Genomic DNA, 14,066 nt, shown 5'->3' on the forward strand with positions numbered 1-14,066 from the left:
TCATATCGAGCATTGAAATCAAACGGGAAGCACGGCTTCCGTCAGAACGATGCCGACTAAGACAAATAAAGGATGGTGTGCCCTATGGCGTTGCGGATTATTGTACATGAACCGGATCCGGTTCTTCATCAGGTAGCGAAAGAGGTCACGAAGGTGACACCGAATATCCACAAGCTGCTGAATGATATGGCGGACACGATGTACCACGCGGAGGGCGTGGGCCTGGCCGCGCCTCAGATCGGGATTTTGAAGCGAGTGATCGTCGTCGATGTCGGAGACGAGCATGGCTTGATCGAGATGATTAACCCGGTCATTCTGAAGGCGGAAGGGGAACAGCTTGGGCCGGAGGGATGCCTTAGCATTCCGGGGCTGAACGGCGATGTGCGCCGCCATCAGCATATTACGGTTCAAGGCCTTGACCGCCATGGCAACACGTTCACGGTGGAAGCGTCGGATTTCCTGGCACGCGCTTTCCAGCATGAGATTGACCATTTGAACGGGATTTTGTTCACCGAGATTGCGGAGAGCGTGTATGAAGTTCCGCGCGAAGGCAGGAAGTCGGAATGACGAAAATCGTATTTATGGGGACGCCGGATTTTGCCGTCGCTTCCCTCCGCATGCTGATCCAGGAAGGGTATGACATCGCGGCTGTGGTGACGCAGCCGGATCGTCCCGTCGGCCGCAAGCGGGTGTTGACACCGACGCCGGTGAAGGCGGAAGCGCTGCAGCACGGATTGACGGTATGGCAGCCGGAAAAGCTTCGCACTTCGGATACGGTGGAAGATATTCGCGCCCTCCAGCCCGATCTGATCGTAACGGCGGCGTACGGGCAGATCTTGCCGAAGGCGGTGCTTGATATTCCCCGGCTCGGCTGCATCAACGTGCATGGATCGCTGCTTCCGAAGTACCGGGGCGGCGCTCCGATTCAGCGTTCGATCATGAACGGAGAGACGGTGACGGGCGTCACCATTATGTATATGGCGGAAGGCATGGATACGGGCGACATGATCAGCCGGGTCGAGGTGCCGATTGGCCCCGACGACAATGCGGGCACGATGTTCGCGAAGCTGAGCGAGGCCGGGGCGGATCTGCTCCGGCGCACGCTGCCTGATATTATTGCCGGCCGGGTCGAAGCGGTGCCGCAGCCTCATGACGAGGCGACCTACGCGCCGAATCTGAAGCGCGAGGATGAGCGAATCGATTGGACACGCCCGTCGGAGCAGATCGCCAATCAGGTGCGGGGTCTCGTTCCGTTTTCCGGGGCCTTCACCACCTGGAACGGCGAAGTATTCAAGGTGTGGGCCTGCCGGGCGGAGCCCGCTGCGGCCGGAGAGGCCGAGGCTGTCCCGGGGACTGTTCTGACGGCCGGTGCGGACGGCCTTCGCGTCCAGACCGGACAAGGGGTTCTTAACCTGCTAGAAGTGCAGCCCGCCGGCAAGAAGGCCATGCCGGCCTCCGAGTTCCTTCGCGGCGGCAAAATGGAGCAAGGGACGGTGCTGTCGTGAACGGAGGAGAACGCCGTCCGCCCCGCAGACGGATGACGGCACGCGATGTCGCGCTGGAGGTGCTTGTCCGGGTAGAGAAGGAAGGCTCCTACAGCAATCTGGAGCTGAACCGGGCGCTGAAGGAAGCGCAGTTGGAACGGGCGGACGCCGGGCTGGCGACGGAGCTGGTGTACGGCACGATTCAGCGCCTCAACACGATTGACGGCGTGCTGGCGAGGAAGGTGCAGCGCGGCTTGGCGAAGCTGAAGCCCTGGGTCCGCAATCTGCTCCGCATGACGGTCTACCAGCTTCGCTATCTTGACCGCGTGCCTCCGCATGCGGCGGTGAACGAAGCGGTCGCGATTGCGAAGCGGCGCGGTCAGCAGGCGATGGGCGGCTTCGTGAACGGAGTTCTGCGCGCCATCATGCGCGAACCGGAGCTGTGGGACGCACCGCCTGCCGAAGGCGCCATCAGCCGCATCGCCTGGGAGCATTCGCATCCGGAGTGGCTCGTCGCCCGCTGGATCGCCGCTTACGGCGAAGCCGAGACGGCCGCCATGTGCGCGGCGAACAACCGGCCGCCGCATGGCAGCGCGCGGGTGAACCGGCTGCGCGGCACGCGGGAGGCGCTGCTGGCCGAGATGCGAACGGACGGCTACCGGGCCGAGGCGTCCGCGCTCTCGCCCGACGGCATCGTAGCCGCCGGCGCCGGCAATCTGGCGCACAGCGCCTGGTATCGCGACGGCCGCCTGTCGGTACAGGACGAGAGCTCCATGCTCGTCGTCGAGGCGCTGCGGCCGGAACCGGGCATGCGCGTCCTGGACTGCTGCGCCGCGCCAGGCGGCAAATCGACCCATATCGCCGAACGGATGGGCGATATGGGCGAAGTGACGGCGAACGACGTCCACGCCCATAAGGTGGCGCTAATCGAGGAGCAGTCCGCCCGGCTTGGCTTGACGTCGCTCCGCGTAATGAACGTCGATGCGGCGGAACTGGGACAAGCCTTGCCGCCTGCATCGTTCGACGCCGTGCTCTTGGACGCGCCATGCACCGGCTTCGGCGTCATTCGCCGCAAGCCGGACATCAAATGGGCGAAGCGCGAGGAAGATGTCGCGGCGATCGCCGCGCTTCAGGAGCGGCTGCTGATGGAAGCGGCACGAATGGTGCGCCCCGGCGGCCGGCTCGTCTACTCGACCTGCACGGTCGAGCCGGAGGAGAATGGGGACGCCGTCCGCCGCTTCCTGGAACGAACGCCCGGCTGGGCGCTGGATGCATCGTGGACCCGCGATTTGCCGCAGGACCCGCTGGACGCAGCCTTGCGCAGGAGCCCCGCGGGCATGCTGCAGGTGCTGCCGCAGGATGCCGGGTCTGACGGCTTCTTCATTGCCTGTCTTCAGCGTACGGATGAAGCGTCGGCGGAAGGAAACTGAGGCAATAGAGCGGAAATATAGCCGCATCGACCAAACGGTTGCCCGTCTGGACGATGCGGCTATTGTCGTTTCAATAGCACCATTAATCTCCGAGCGGTCAGGGCAGAGGAAGAGTCGCCGGCACCTTTTGAGCAATATCCCAAGCGGTCAGGGCAGAGGAAGAGTCGCCGGCACCTTTTGGGCAATATCCCAAACGGTCAGGGCAGAGGAAGAGTCGCCGGCACCTTTTGGGCAATATCCCAAGCGGTCAGGGCAGAGGAAGAGTCGCCGGCACCTTTTGGGCAATATCCCAAGCGGTCAGGGCAGAGGAAGAGTCTCCAGCACCTTTTGGGCAATATCCCAAGCGGTCAGGGCAGAGGAAGAGTCTCCAGCACCTTTTGGGCAATATCCCAAGCGGCCAGGAAAGAGGAGGTGTGCAGCTTCCTTTTTAGAAAATAACTCATATGGTCAGGCAAGTTGTATGCCGTCTTTTCTCCTACAAAAGATGTACTTGTGCGTGAGGAGTTGTTATATTCATTCTCAATAGAATGGGCTCTTGGACGATGGAGAAAGTGAGAGCCTTAATTTTCTCAGCTTGACGGGGTGAGGCAGAGGCTGAGTGCTGGGATAATGAGCAAAAGAACTGCGAAAGAGGTATCTGAAGAGTTGGGATAATGAGCAAAAGAACTGGGAAAGAGGCATCTGACCAGTGGGGATAACGAGCAAAAGCACCGGCCGAAGAGGTACCTGACCAGTCGGGATAATGAGCAAAAGAACTGGGAAAGAGGCATCTGGCCAGTCGGGATAACGAGCAAAAGCACCGTCCGAAGAGGTATCTGACTCGTCGGGATAGCGCGCAAAAGCTCCATAAGAGAGCTGCCTGAACAGTGCTGCCTTTAGAGGGAGCCGAGGGAAGAGAAGAGCCGAGGAAAGAAAACTTGTACGGTTCAGGAGGACATGCGCATAGATGAGGGCGGGTTGGTTGTATACTCGGAGTAGAGGCTGTTGACGGTGAGGTGTTTTGAGAGGCTTTGGAAGCAAGGGGCATGCCGGAGGCCGGGAGGAAGGGCGCTTGCGTACGCGGGCAGGCCTAGGACGGAGGATGCGAATTTGGCTTGGCTTTTGGCAAGGGCGCCATTTGTGGTAAAATAGATCGACTGCATGACAAGTGATGAAGCGAAAGGTTGAACCATACATGAAACCATTTATATACGACTATACGTTTGAGCAGCTTGAGCAATGGCTGAAGGAGCAGGGGGAGCCTGCTTTTCGGGCGGGGCAAATTTTCGACTGGCTCTATGTGAAGCGGGTGACCCGCTTCGAGGAGATGACGAATCTGTCCAAGGGGCTTCGCGGCAAGCTGGATGAGAGCTTCGATTTCGTGAACCTGAAGGTGATTACGCATATGAAGTCGCAGGACGGCACGGTCAAGTTTTTGTTCGGGCTGCATGACGACCATGCGATCGAGACGGTCATCATGAAGCATAATTATGGGAACAGCATTTGCGTGACGACCCAGGTCGGGTGCCGCGTTGGCTGTACGTTCTGCGCCTCGACGCTTGGCGGGCTGAAGCGCAACCTGACGGCGGGCGAGATCGTGGCTCAAGTCGTCACGGCGCAGAAGATGCTTGATGAGACGAACGAGCGCATCAGCAGTATCGTCATTATGGGAACAGGCGAGCCGTTCGAGAACTACGACGCGACGATGGCGTTTCTCCGGACGATGATTCATGAGCGAGGGCTGAATATCGGGCAGCGCCATATTACGGTGTCGACGAGCGGCATTGTGCCGAGTATTTACCGGTTCGCGGACGAGAACACGCAGATCAATCTCGCGATCTCGATCCATGCGCCGAATGATGCGCTGCGCTCGAAGCTTATGCCGGTGAACCGCCGCTATCCGTTCATCGAGGTGATGGAGGCCCTGAAGCACTATCAGGTGAAGACCGGGCGCAGAATTACGTTCGAGTACGCTCTCATCGGGGGCGTGAATGACAAAGTGGAGCATGCGGAGGAGCTGGCGGACATGCTCAAGCGGATGGAGATGCTGGCCCACGTCAATCTGATTCCGGTCAACTATGTGCCGGAGCGGAATTATATCCGCACTCCGCGCAACGATATTTTCAAGTTCCATCGCACGCTGCTGGATCGGGGCATTAACTCGACCATCCGGCGGGAGCAGGGGCATGATATTGCCGCCGCTTGCGGCCAGCTGCGTGCCAAGCATTTGGAGTCCAATGCGAGGTGAAGAAGAATGAGAGCTGTGCATCGTTCCGATGTTGGACGCGTGCGCGCAGTCAACGAAGATCGGGCCTATGTGTCCGAGCTGGCGAACGGCTATGATCTGGCCGTCGTCGCGGATGGCATGGGCGGACATCAGGCGGGCGATATCGCGAGCCGCCTGGCGGTAGAGACCGTGGTCTCCGAGCTGGCGGCTCTTCCCCGGCAGCTGGAGCAGCAGCAGTTGGCGGGAGCGTTGGAGGACGCGATTCTTCGCGCCAACCACACGATCTTCCATATTGCATCCCAGGATGAAAAGTACCACCACATGGGAACAACCATTGTGGCGGTGCTGTTTCCGTCTGGGCAGACGAGCGGATACATAGGCCACATCGGCGACAGCCGAGCCTATCGAATCGGCCGGCGGGGGATCGTTCAGTTGACGGAGGACCATACGCTCGTCAATGAACTAGTCAAGAGCGGCCAGATCGGCCCGGAAGAGGCGGAGCGCCATCCGCGGCGCAATGTGCTGGTGCGGGCGCTCGGCACCGATGAACAGGTGAAGGTGGATATTATCCCGGTGGAGTACGGCGAAGATGATACGCTGCTGCTGTGCAGCGACGGGTTGACCAGCATGGTGGATGAGGATCATATCTGGAGCACGGTCATCGATCCGTCGCTTCCGTTATCGGCCCGGGCAGACCGGCTGCTTAGCCAGGCGCTGGAGGCCGGCGGAGACGATAACGTTACGGTCGTCCTGTTGGAGCACCCTGACGCCGGGAAGGAGGAGTGAGTAAGTGATAGGAACAACACTTGCCGGAAGGTATGAGATTACCGCCCGAATCGGCGGGGGCGGCATGGCTCTCGTCTATAAGGCATTGGATAATCTGTTGAACCGTTATGTCGCGGTCAAGGTGCTGCGCCAGCAGTTCGTGCATGACGAGGAGTTTATCCAGCGCTTTCGGCGAGAGGCCCAGTCCGCCGCTTCGCTGAGCCACCCGAACGTGGTCAGCATTTACGATGTCGGTCAAGAGGACGACACGCATTATATTGTTATGGAATATGTGGAAGGGCATAATCTGAACGAGATTATACAGCAGCGTGCCCCGCTGCAGGTCGAGGAAGCGGTGCGGATCGCGTCCCAAATATGCGATGCGCTCGACCATGCCCACCAGAACCGGATTATTCATAGAGATATTAAGCCTCATAATATACTGATCGGCCGCAATGGCCGGGTTAAAGTAACGGACTTCGGCATCGCCCGGGCCGTCACGTCGTCGACCATTACCCAGACGGGATCGGTCGTCGGATCGGTGCATTACTTCTCGCCGGAGCACGCCAAAGGAATCTCGGCGGGGGAAAAGTCCGATTTGTATTCTCTCGGCATCGTGCTCTATCAAATGCTGACCGGCAGACTGCCGTTTTTGGGCGAAAGTCCGATCAGCGTCGCGCTCAAGCATTTGCAGGAGCCGTTCGAGGAGCCGCGGAAGGTGAATCCGCATATTCCGCAAAGCGTGGAAAATATTATTTTGAAGTCGATGCGCAAAAACCCGGCGGAGCGGTACCAATCCGCCGCGGAAATGCTGCGCGACCTGGAGACCAGCCTGTCTCCGGAGCGCGCGCATGAAGCGAAGGTGATGTTCGCCCAGCGCAAAGTGTACGAGGACCCGGAAGAAACCCGCGTCATGCCCGCCATTCGGGCGCAGGAGCGGGAGGAGCGCCCGCCTGCGGATACGTATCCCGGAGCAGCTCCCGCGCCTGCGGCGCCCCCGGCGGCAGCCGGCAGGGAGCCGGCCAAGCCGGCTCAGAAGGGGTGGGTGAAGCCGGCGGTCTGGATCGGGGGAACGCTGTTGTTCCTCGGTATCCTGGTTGGCGTGGTTATCTATGTGAAAAGTCTGCTTGTCGTCAATGATGTGGTCATGCCGAACCTCATCAAAATGACGGAGCAGGAGGCGCTGAACACGTTGGCCGCGCTGAAAATCGAGGTGGAAGATCCGATTGTCCGCGAGCCGAAGGAAGGCTTCGAGAAGGGCGTGGTCTTCGATCAGAGCAAGCCGGAGGGCACGAAGGTCAAGGAAGGCTCGAGCGTCCGGCTGTATGTCAGCGAGGGAACGCCGTATATTAAGATGGAGGACTACGCCGGCAAGCCTTCGGAACTGGTCATTCAGCAGTTGATCGAAATCGGCTTCGACAGCTCCCGGATTACGAAGGAGCCGGTCTTTGACGATGAAGCCGAGCCGGGCACGGTGGTCGGCACGACGCCGGCTGCCGGGGAGAAGGTTGATCCGCGCAACGCTTCCGTGAAGCTGCTGGTCAGCAAAGGCAAGGAGACGTTCGGCATGCCGAATCTCGTCGGCGCGACGAAGGAAGAGGCCATCGCCAAGATTGAAGCGAGCGGGTTGAAGCTGGCCAAGGACGGCGTTATCGAGGAGCCGAGTTATGAGCAGCCGGCTGGCCGCGTATTCAAGCAGCAGCCGTTCGAGCCTAACGATCCGGTCGCCAAGGGCTCGGAGGTCCGCATCTATGTCAGCTCGGGCTACCCGCCGGAGGCGCTGCGCTATACGTTCCCGCTGCCCGTGAGTCCCGCGGAGCACGGCAAGACAAGCACGATCCGCATCGTCTATACGGACGCAACCGGAGAGAATAAAGAGTGGGGTACACAGAAAATCACATCAAGTCAAATCTTCAACGTAGAGCTCGTGCTCGCTCCGAACAAAGACGGGGTCGTACTATTGTATCGGGACGGTGACTTCCTGGATACGTACACGGTGAGCTATACCGATGCCAAGCAGGGCACGGTGCAGATACCGGGGATAGACGACCCCTCGGCCAGGCAAGGGCAAGAAGTTGAAGGAGAAATTCAGGGACAGAGCGAAGGAGAAGGGGAAGGGCAAGAAGATGGGGGAGGAATAGATCCGGGCGAGTAAGTGTCCGCACTCTTTTTTCCAAGATGAGATTGGCCGCCCTTCCATCGCGCGTCTGAGATCGGGATGTGCCGGTGGAGGGGCCCCTATAACTTCGAATTACATGGAGGGAATCGATATGTTCGTGGTAGATAAGCATGCCTAAAGGCCTTATCGTCAAGGCGTTGAGCGGATATTATTACGTGGAGGAAGAGGGGCAGCGCGGCGGTGAGACCGTGCAGTGCCGGGCACGGGGCATTTTTAAGAAGAAAGGCGTGTCCCCGTTGGTCGGCGACCGCGTCGTCTACTCCTTCACCGAGAACGGCGAGGGCGTCGTGGACGAGATCGAGCCGCGGGAGAGCGAGCTGATTCGGCCGCCCATCGCCAATGTCTCGCTGGCGGCGCTCGTGTTCTCGGTGACGGAGCCGGAGCTGAACATGCAGCTGCTGGACAAGTTCCTCGTCCATATCGAGCATGCGGAGGTGGAGGCGGTCATCCTGCTGACGAAGTGGGATCTGCTCGATCGGCTGCCGGGGGAGGAGTCGGCCCGTCTGCGCCGGCGGATGGATGAGTTGATCGCCTTGTACCGGCAGATTGGATACGAGGTCATCGCCACGAGCGCCAAGGGCGGCTTCGGCTATCAAGGCGTGGCGGACCGGTTAGCCGATCAGATCAGCGTCTTCGCCGGCCAGTCCGGGGTTGGTAAGTCCTCTCTCTTGAACGCGATGCTCCCTGGAGTGTCACTGGAGACGAACCAGATTAGCCAGAGGCTGGGCCGGGGCAAGCATACGACGCGCCACGTCGAGCTGCTGCCGCTTCCGCAGGGAGGATATATTGCCGATACGCCCGGATTCAGCCAGCTTGATTTCCTTGAGCTTGGGGTGGATCAGCTCGGCTGGTGCTTCCGTGAATTCCGAAGCTATGCGGGCGACTGCAAGTTCCGGGGCTGCACTCATATTCACGAGCCGGGCTGCCGGGTGAAGGAGGCGGTTCAGGAAGGCTCGATCGCGGGTTCGCGCTATGAACATTACCGGTTATTTTTCGACGAAATGAAAGACAAACGACGGAGGTACTGACATGACAGCACTGCAAACGATTCGTATCGCCCCTTCTATCTTATCGGCCGACTTCGCCAAGCTGGGCGAAGAGGTGCGGAATGTGGAGCAGGGAGGAGCCGACTGGATTCACGTGGACGCGATGGACGGCCGCTTCGTGCCGAATCTGACGCTCGGGCCGAACATTGTGCAAGCGATCCGCCCGCATACGGCGCTGCCGCTGGACGTGCATTTGATGATTGTCGAGCCGGAGAAGTATATCGATGCGTTCGCCGCCGCCGGAGCGGATGTCATTACGGTGCACGCGGAAGCATGCCCTCATCTTCATCGGGTCGTTCATCAGATTAAGGAGGCTGGCGCCCGGGCAGGCGTGGCGATTAATCCGGGAACGTCGCTGACGGCGATCGAAGAGGTGCTGGCGGATCTGGATCTGGTCCTTATCATGACGGTGAATCCGGGATTCGGGGGACAGAAGTTCATCGCTTCGATGACGGACAAAATTCGCCGTCTTCGCCAACGGCTGGACGAGCTGGGCCGGGCAGAAACTCATATCGAAGTCGACGGGGGGATTACGGCCGAGACGGCGCCATTGGTCGCGGCGGCCGGAGCGGACGTGCTCGTGGCCGGCAGCGCGGTCTTTGGAGCGGCCAGCCGGGAAGCGGCCATTCGGTCGATCCGGGAAGCCGCGGAGCGAGCGCGGGCATGACTCGAACGGAGGGGCCGGAGAAGGGGAGAATGCCTATGTGGAGAACGGCGCTGACGCTGGCGTCGTACAGCTTTTTGTGCGGCACGCTGGTCGGATTTTACGCTTTTTTGAATTTTCCGCTAAATATCATTTGCTCGCTTGGCGCGATTCTGCTCGGAATTCGCTTTTTCAAGCGGAATCCGACAAAGGGGATGCGCATCGGCTTAATCCTATTGTCGATTTTGTTCTATTTTATCTTCGTCTTCATGATGTCCGTATATTTATACATGCAGCAGATGCCGGCGCCCGCCGCATAATTGGGCGCGAATCGGGCTTGTCGCCCGTGCATAGATGAATGGCCTGCGGCATATGATGGTTACATGAGCACAGATCTCTCATGTAACCTTTTTTATGTTGCAAGAGACTAGCGGGGTAGGATGAGAATGACGAGGAGGGTGGAAGATGAAGTTTTATACGTTTAAGCTGCCGAAGTTTTTGGGAGGTTTCGTCAAGGCGATTTTAAATACGTTTCAAAAAAGCTGACGTTCCAGGCGGCATTGAAGCTGAGTCGGTATCCATCCATCCGAAGAACCGTGAGCGCATGTGCGGGAGCGGGGCAACAGGCAATAACGGTGGTGAGCTCCGGACGGCTGTCCGGCAAGCATGGGGCAGCGGCCCAGCCGCACTTGGATGAGGATGCCCGTTCGGCGGAGGATTGCCGAGGTGCCATCCGCCGCACACCATGCCGGACAAGAACCATCCCTAGCCAGCCGCCGGCGGTGCCGCGCTGGAATTGACAGCGCCGGGGCCGCGATCCCCAAGGCAAGCCGTGGCCGTTGAGATACAAGCCTATCCGAGGTCTTTCGAGGCGAAAGAGCGCCAATGAATTGGCGATCAAAAAAAGCACCTGATTGCGCTTCAGGTGCTCTTTCTATATGGAGGCCGGGATTAGACGCGAGTCACTTTACCTGCCTTCAATGCACGCGTGCTCACGTATACGCGTTTCGGTTTGCCATCGACCAAGATGCGAACCTTTTGTACGTTCACGCCCCAAGAGCGGCGAGATTTGTTGTTCGCGTGCGATCTGGTGTTACCCGAGCCTGGTTTTTTCCCCGTTACATAACATTTGCGAGCCATGCCTTACACCTCCTTATCCCAAAGCACCCTTCATACGTTAAATACCTAAATATGATATCATATTTTAAAATCTGTAGTCAACCGAATCAAAAACTTTGTTTATTTCTCTTTTCTATTATAGTACAATGTTGATTAGTCCATAATACTCAAAAAAAGGAGTGGAATAAACCATGGCCATCCAACTCGATATGGAATTCGGCAAGGTGAGCATTTCGGAAGAAGTCGTGGCGGTGATTGCCGGTTCCGCGGCTATGGAATGTTATGGACTCGTTGGAATGGCATCGCGCAAGCAATTGAAGGACGGCATTGCCGAATTGCTTGGACGCGGCAATTTGTCGCGCGGTGTCGAAGTGCGCCAACAATCCGATAGTCTACATATCGATTTATATATTATTGTGAGTTACGGAACCAAAATCTCCGAGGTGGCGCACAACATCCAAGCCAAGGTGAAGTATGTACTCGAACACGACATCGGTCTCGCGGTGGACCAAGTGAACATCTTTGTACAGGACGTACGCGTACTAAGCTAGGAAGGGGAATATTCGTTGAACAAGCGTTCTTTAAATGGAGCACAATTTGCCAGTATGGTGCTGGGCGGGGCCGATTCGCTCAATCGCCATGCCGAACACGTCAATACGTTGAACGTCTTTCCAGTCCCGGATGGAGATACGGGGACGAACATGAATTTGACGATGACTGCGGGCATTACCGAAATGAAAGCGAAGCCGTCCACGTCTATCGCCAAAACGGCGGAGGTGCTGTCGAAAGGGCTGCTTATGGGCGCCCGGGGGAACTCGGGAGTGATTCTGTCCCAATTGTTCCGGGGATTCAGCCGGGCCGTAGCCGGCCTTGACGAAGTGAACGCATTCCAATTCGCCCACGCGCTGCAAGGCGGCGTGGACACTGCCTATAAAGCTGTGGTCAAGCCCGTGGAAGGCACGATACTGACCGTCGCGAGAGAAGCGGCGAAGCATGCCGTCCATATTGCGCGCCGGACGCCGGACTTGGTTGAGTTCATGCGCGAAGTGACGAATAAGGCCAAGGAAGCGCTGGCCAAGACTCCGGAGATGCTGCCCGTATTGAAGCAGGTCGGGGTCGTCGACTCCGGCGGACAAGGTCTGGTCTATATATACGAAGGATTTCTGGCGGTGCTGGAAGCAGGGGCGGAAGGTACCGCCGAAGCCGTCATATCGGTCCCGGTCGAGAAGCCGGCTGCGGCGCCAATGCCTGCGCAAGCCAAGCTGCAGACGGAAGACATCGAGTTTTTATACGATATGGAATTCTTTATCGATCGTACCCGCAATCGCGCTGCGGCCATGCCGTTTCATGAAGATATATTTAGGAAAGCGCTTGCAAAAAATGGGGATTCCATTATCGTCATTGCCGACGACGAGATCATCAAGGTCCATGTTCATTCCCGCAAGCCGGGCGAAGTGCTTGATCTGGCGATGCAGTACGGGGAATTAATCCGGATTCATATTTTAAATATGCGCGAGCAGCATCGCGATATTTTGCAAGGGGAGCACGGGGAAGTGTCCGCGATGCCGGAGCTGTTCGCGGAGATGCCGCGCGCGGATATCGCCACGGAGAGCGTCCCGGCGGAGCCGCCTGCGGACGAGATTGCTGCTTACGGCTTCATCGCCGTGGCGATGGGGCAGGGCATCCACGACATTTTCACGAGTCTCGGGGTGGACATTGTCCTGTCTGGCGGACAGACGATGAATCCGAGCACGCAGGATTTCATCGATGCCATCGGCAAGATTACGGCGCAGCACATCTTTATCCTGCCGAACAATTCGAATATTGTGATGGCGGCGAAGCAGGCTGCGGAATTCGTGGACCGCGAAGTGACGGTCATCGAGACGAAGACGATACCGCAAGGCATTGCGGCGGCCTTCGCCTTCCAGGAGGATGAGGACCTGGAGGTGAACCGGGCGGCGATGCAGGAAGCGGTCAGCCATATTGTGTCTGGACAAGTTACCTACGCCGTTCGCGATACGACGCTGGACGGGCTTGATATAAAGGCGGGCCATTATATGGGCATCGCCAACGGCAAGATTGTCGTCACGACAGAGTCGATGAGCGACACGCTGCAGCAATTGCTATCGAAGATGCTGGAGAACGGCGGCGAGGTGATTACGCTGCTCACCGGTGAAGAGGCGACGGCGGAAGATACGGAAGCGCTGGTGGAGTGGCTGAACGAGCATTATCCGGATGCGGAAGTGGAAGTTCACGAGGGCGGACAGCCTATTTATGCATATCTTATCTCTGTAGAGTAGCGAAGGAGGGATGTTAATGGCATCTATCCGTATCGTCACGGATAGCACGGCGGATATTCCGCAGGAATTACGCGAACGCTACGGCATTGAGATGATTCCGCTCAAGGTGCATTTCGGGAACGATATGTACCAGGATGCGGTGACGATCAGTGCCGAGCGGTTCTATCAATTACTTGTTGAAGCGAAGCGGCTGCCTACGACGTCCCAGCCTTCTCCGATCGAGTTCCTGGAGGTGTTCAAGCGGTTGAATGCCGAGCCGGACACGCAGATCATTTCGATTCATCTGTCGGCGGCATTCAGCGGAACATATCAATCCGCCGTGCTCGCGAAGAACATGATGGAAGAAGAGGCCGACATTACGATTGTCGATTCGAAGTCGGCATCCTACGGCTTCGGGCTCATTGTGGTGGAAGCTGCCAAGATGGCGGAGGCCGGCCGCTCAAAGGAAGAAATTTTGGCCATGATTGAACGATATCAGCGGGAACGCAAGCTGTTTTTCTTGGTGGATACCTTGGAATATTTGCAAAAGGGCGGCCGCATCGGCAAAGCGGCGGCTTTGTTCGGCACACTGCTCAATATTAAACCGATTCTCTCTATCGATAATGAGGGGGAAGTGTATGCGGTCGAAAAGGTGCGCGGGCATAAGAAAGCGGTGGCCCGCATCCTGGAAATGCTGAAGCAGGAATTCGAGGGAAGACCGGTGCATACGGTCATGGGATATACGAGCGATCCGTCGGCGGCGGATGACTTGGCGGCAGCGATTCAAAATACATTGGATGTTCGTTCGATGGACTACACGATCGTGGGCTCCGTTATCGGTACCCACGTCGGGACCGGCGTCGCCGCCGTGTTCATGTGGCCTGCGGACGAAGCATCGTCCTGACAGGACACGGA

The 14,066-nt window shown here is 58.1% G+C and carries 14 protein-coding genes; 13 read left to right on the top strand and 1 reads right to left on the bottom strand.

The features are described from left to right. The first annotated feature begins 84 nt into the window (after positions 1–84). The 10 genes from def to spoVM all read left to right on the top strand — a co-directional run bounded on the left by def (position 85) and on the right by spoVM (position 10,299). Entirely contained in the window at positions 85–567 is a 483-nt protein-coding gene (gene def, locus L6439_RS09280) for a peptide deformylase (RefSeq protein WP_168182746.1), read from the top strand. Next, a complete protein-coding gene (gene fmt, locus L6439_RS09285; RefSeq protein WP_168182745.1) occupies positions 564–1,505 on the top strand; it encodes a methionyl-tRNA formyltransferase in 942 nt (313 codons plus the stop codon). Before def ends, fmt begins: the two co-directional genes overlap by 4 nt. Before the next feature lie 32 nt (positions 1,506–1,537). Beyond that, positions 1,538–2,914, top strand: coding sequence for a 16S rRNA (cytosine(967)-C(5))-methyltransferase RsmB (gene rsmB, locus L6439_RS09290; protein WP_213470343.1), 1,377 nt, complete (start codon positions 1,538–1,540; stop codon positions 2,912–2,914). A 1,174-nt stretch (positions 2,915–4,088) separates the two neighbouring features. Further along, the gene (gene rlmN, locus L6439_RS09295; protein ID WP_237096798.1) at positions 4,089–5,141 is read left to right on the top strand and encodes a dual-specificity RNA methyltransferase RlmN; all 1,053 of its coding nucleotides are present in this window, start codon (positions 4,089–4,091) and stop codon (positions 5,139–5,141) included. Positions 5,142–5,147: 6 nt separating this feature from the next. Further along, a complete protein-coding gene (locus tag L6439_RS09300; RefSeq protein WP_168180875.1) occupies positions 5,148–5,906 on the top strand; it encodes a Stp1/IreP family PP2C-type Ser/Thr phosphatase in 759 nt (252 codons plus the stop codon). Positions 5,907–5,910: 4 nt separating this feature from the next. Then, positions 5,911–8,040 (top strand): Stk1 family PASTA domain-containing Ser/Thr kinase, encoded by a 2,130-nt coding sequence (gene pknB / locus L6439_RS09305; RefSeq protein ID WP_213470198.1) that lies wholly within the window; start codon positions 5,911–5,913, stop codon positions 8,038–8,040. A 134-nt stretch (positions 8,041–8,174) separates the two neighbouring features. Then, a complete protein-coding gene (gene rsgA / locus L6439_RS09310) occupies positions 8,175–9,092 on the top strand; it encodes a ribosome small subunit-dependent GTPase A (protein WP_168180873.1) in 918 nt (305 codons plus the stop codon). Between the two features lies 1 nt (position 9,093). Then, positions 9,094–9,777, top strand: coding sequence for a ribulose-phosphate 3-epimerase (gene rpe / locus L6439_RS09315; RefSeq protein WP_213470200.1), 684 nt, complete (start codon positions 9,094–9,096; stop codon positions 9,775–9,777). 35 nt (positions 9,778–9,812) lie between these two features. Further along, positions 9,813–10,073 carry a hypothetical protein gene (locus L6439_RS09320; protein ID WP_213427081.1) on the top strand — a complete coding sequence of 87 codons (261 nt, stop codon included), beginning with the start codon at positions 9,813–9,815 and terminating at the stop codon, positions 10,071–10,073. Between the two features lie 145 nt (positions 10,074–10,218). Next, positions 10,219–10,299, top strand: coding sequence for a stage V sporulation protein SpoVM (spoVM, locus tag L6439_RS09325; protein WP_006675261.1), 81 nt, complete (start codon positions 10,219–10,221; stop codon positions 10,297–10,299). Positions 10,300–10,704: 405 nt separating this feature from the next. On the opposite strand, the gene rpmB is transcribed toward spoVM, so the two are convergent. Further along, a complete protein-coding gene (rpmB, locus tag L6439_RS09330; protein ID WP_168180871.1) occupies positions 10,705–10,893 on the bottom strand; it encodes a 50S ribosomal protein L28 in 189 nt (62 codons plus the stop codon). 170 nt (positions 10,894–11,063) lie between these two features. Here rpmB and L6439_RS09335 point away from each other — a divergent pair, with 170 nt between their 5' ends. The 3 genes from L6439_RS09335 to L6439_RS09345 are packed head-to-tail and all read left to right on the top strand — an operon-like array spanning position 11,064 to position 14,055. Further along, positions 11,064–11,423: an Asp23/Gls24 family envelope stress response protein gene (locus L6439_RS09335; protein ID WP_168180870.1), complete on the top strand. Its 360-nt coding sequence runs from the start codon at positions 11,064–11,066 to the stop codon at positions 11,421–11,423. Between the two features lie 54 nt (positions 11,424–11,477). Continuing rightward, a complete protein-coding gene (locus tag L6439_RS09340) occupies positions 11,478–13,172 on the top strand; it encodes a DAK2 domain-containing protein (RefSeq protein ID WP_168180878.1) in 1,695 nt (564 codons plus the stop codon). A 16-nt stretch (positions 13,173–13,188) separates the two neighbouring features. Beyond that, positions 13,189–14,055 (top strand): DegV family protein, encoded by an 867-nt coding sequence (locus L6439_RS09345; RefSeq protein WP_213470202.1) that lies wholly within the window; start codon positions 13,189–13,191, stop codon positions 14,053–14,055. The last annotated feature ends 11 nt before the right edge of the window (positions 14,056–14,066 follow it).

The organism is Paenibacillus dendritiformis (assembly GCF_021654795.1).
Classification (GTDB): Bacteria; Bacillota; Bacilli; order Paenibacillales; family Paenibacillaceae; genus Paenibacillus_B.

Excerpts from the sequence above, each read along its gene's own strand:
- def (WP_168182746.1), top strand. The coding sequence starts at position 85 with ATGGCGTTGCGGATTATTGTACATGAACCGGATCCGGTTCTTCATCAG.
- fmt (WP_168182745.1), top strand. The coding sequence starts at position 564 with ATGACGAAAATCGTATTTATGGGGACGCCGGATTTTGCCGTCGCTTCC.
- rsmB (WP_213470343.1), top strand. The coding sequence starts at position 1,538 with ATGACGGCACGCGATGTCGCGCTGGAGGTGCTTGTCCGGGTAGAGAAG.
- rlmN (WP_237096798.1), top strand. The coding sequence starts at position 4,089 with ATGAAACCATTTATATACGACTATACGTTTGAGCAGCTTGAGCAATGG.
- L6439_RS09300 (WP_168180875.1), top strand. The coding sequence starts at position 5,148 with ATGAGAGCTGTGCATCGTTCCGATGTTGGACGCGTGCGCGCAGTCAAC.
- rsgA (WP_168180873.1), top strand. The coding sequence starts at position 8,175 with ATGCCTAAAGGCCTTATCGTCAAGGCGTTGAGCGGATATTATTACGTG.
- rpe (WP_213470200.1), top strand. The coding sequence starts at position 9,094 with ATGACAGCACTGCAAACGATTCGTATCGCCCCTTCTATCTTATCGGCC.
- L6439_RS09320 (WP_213427081.1), top strand. The coding sequence starts at position 9,813 with ATGTGGAGAACGGCGCTGACGCTGGCGTCGTACAGCTTTTTGTGCGGC.
- spoVM (WP_006675261.1), top strand. The coding sequence starts at position 10,219 with ATGAAGTTTTATACGTTTAAGCTGCCGAAGTTTTTGGGAGGTTTCGTC.
- rpmB (WP_168180871.1), bottom strand. The coding sequence starts at position 10,893 with ATGGCTCGCAAATGTTATGTAACGGGGAAAAAACCAGGCTCGGGTAAC.
- L6439_RS09335 (WP_168180870.1), top strand. The coding sequence starts at position 11,064 with ATGGCCATCCAACTCGATATGGAATTCGGCAAGGTGAGCATTTCGGAA.
- L6439_RS09340 (WP_168180878.1), top strand. The coding sequence starts at position 11,478 with ATGGTGCTGGGCGGGGCCGATTCGCTCAATCGCCATGCCGAACACGTC.
- L6439_RS09345 (WP_213470202.1), top strand. The coding sequence starts at position 13,189 with ATGGCATCTATCCGTATCGTCACGGATAGCACGGCGGATATTCCGCAG.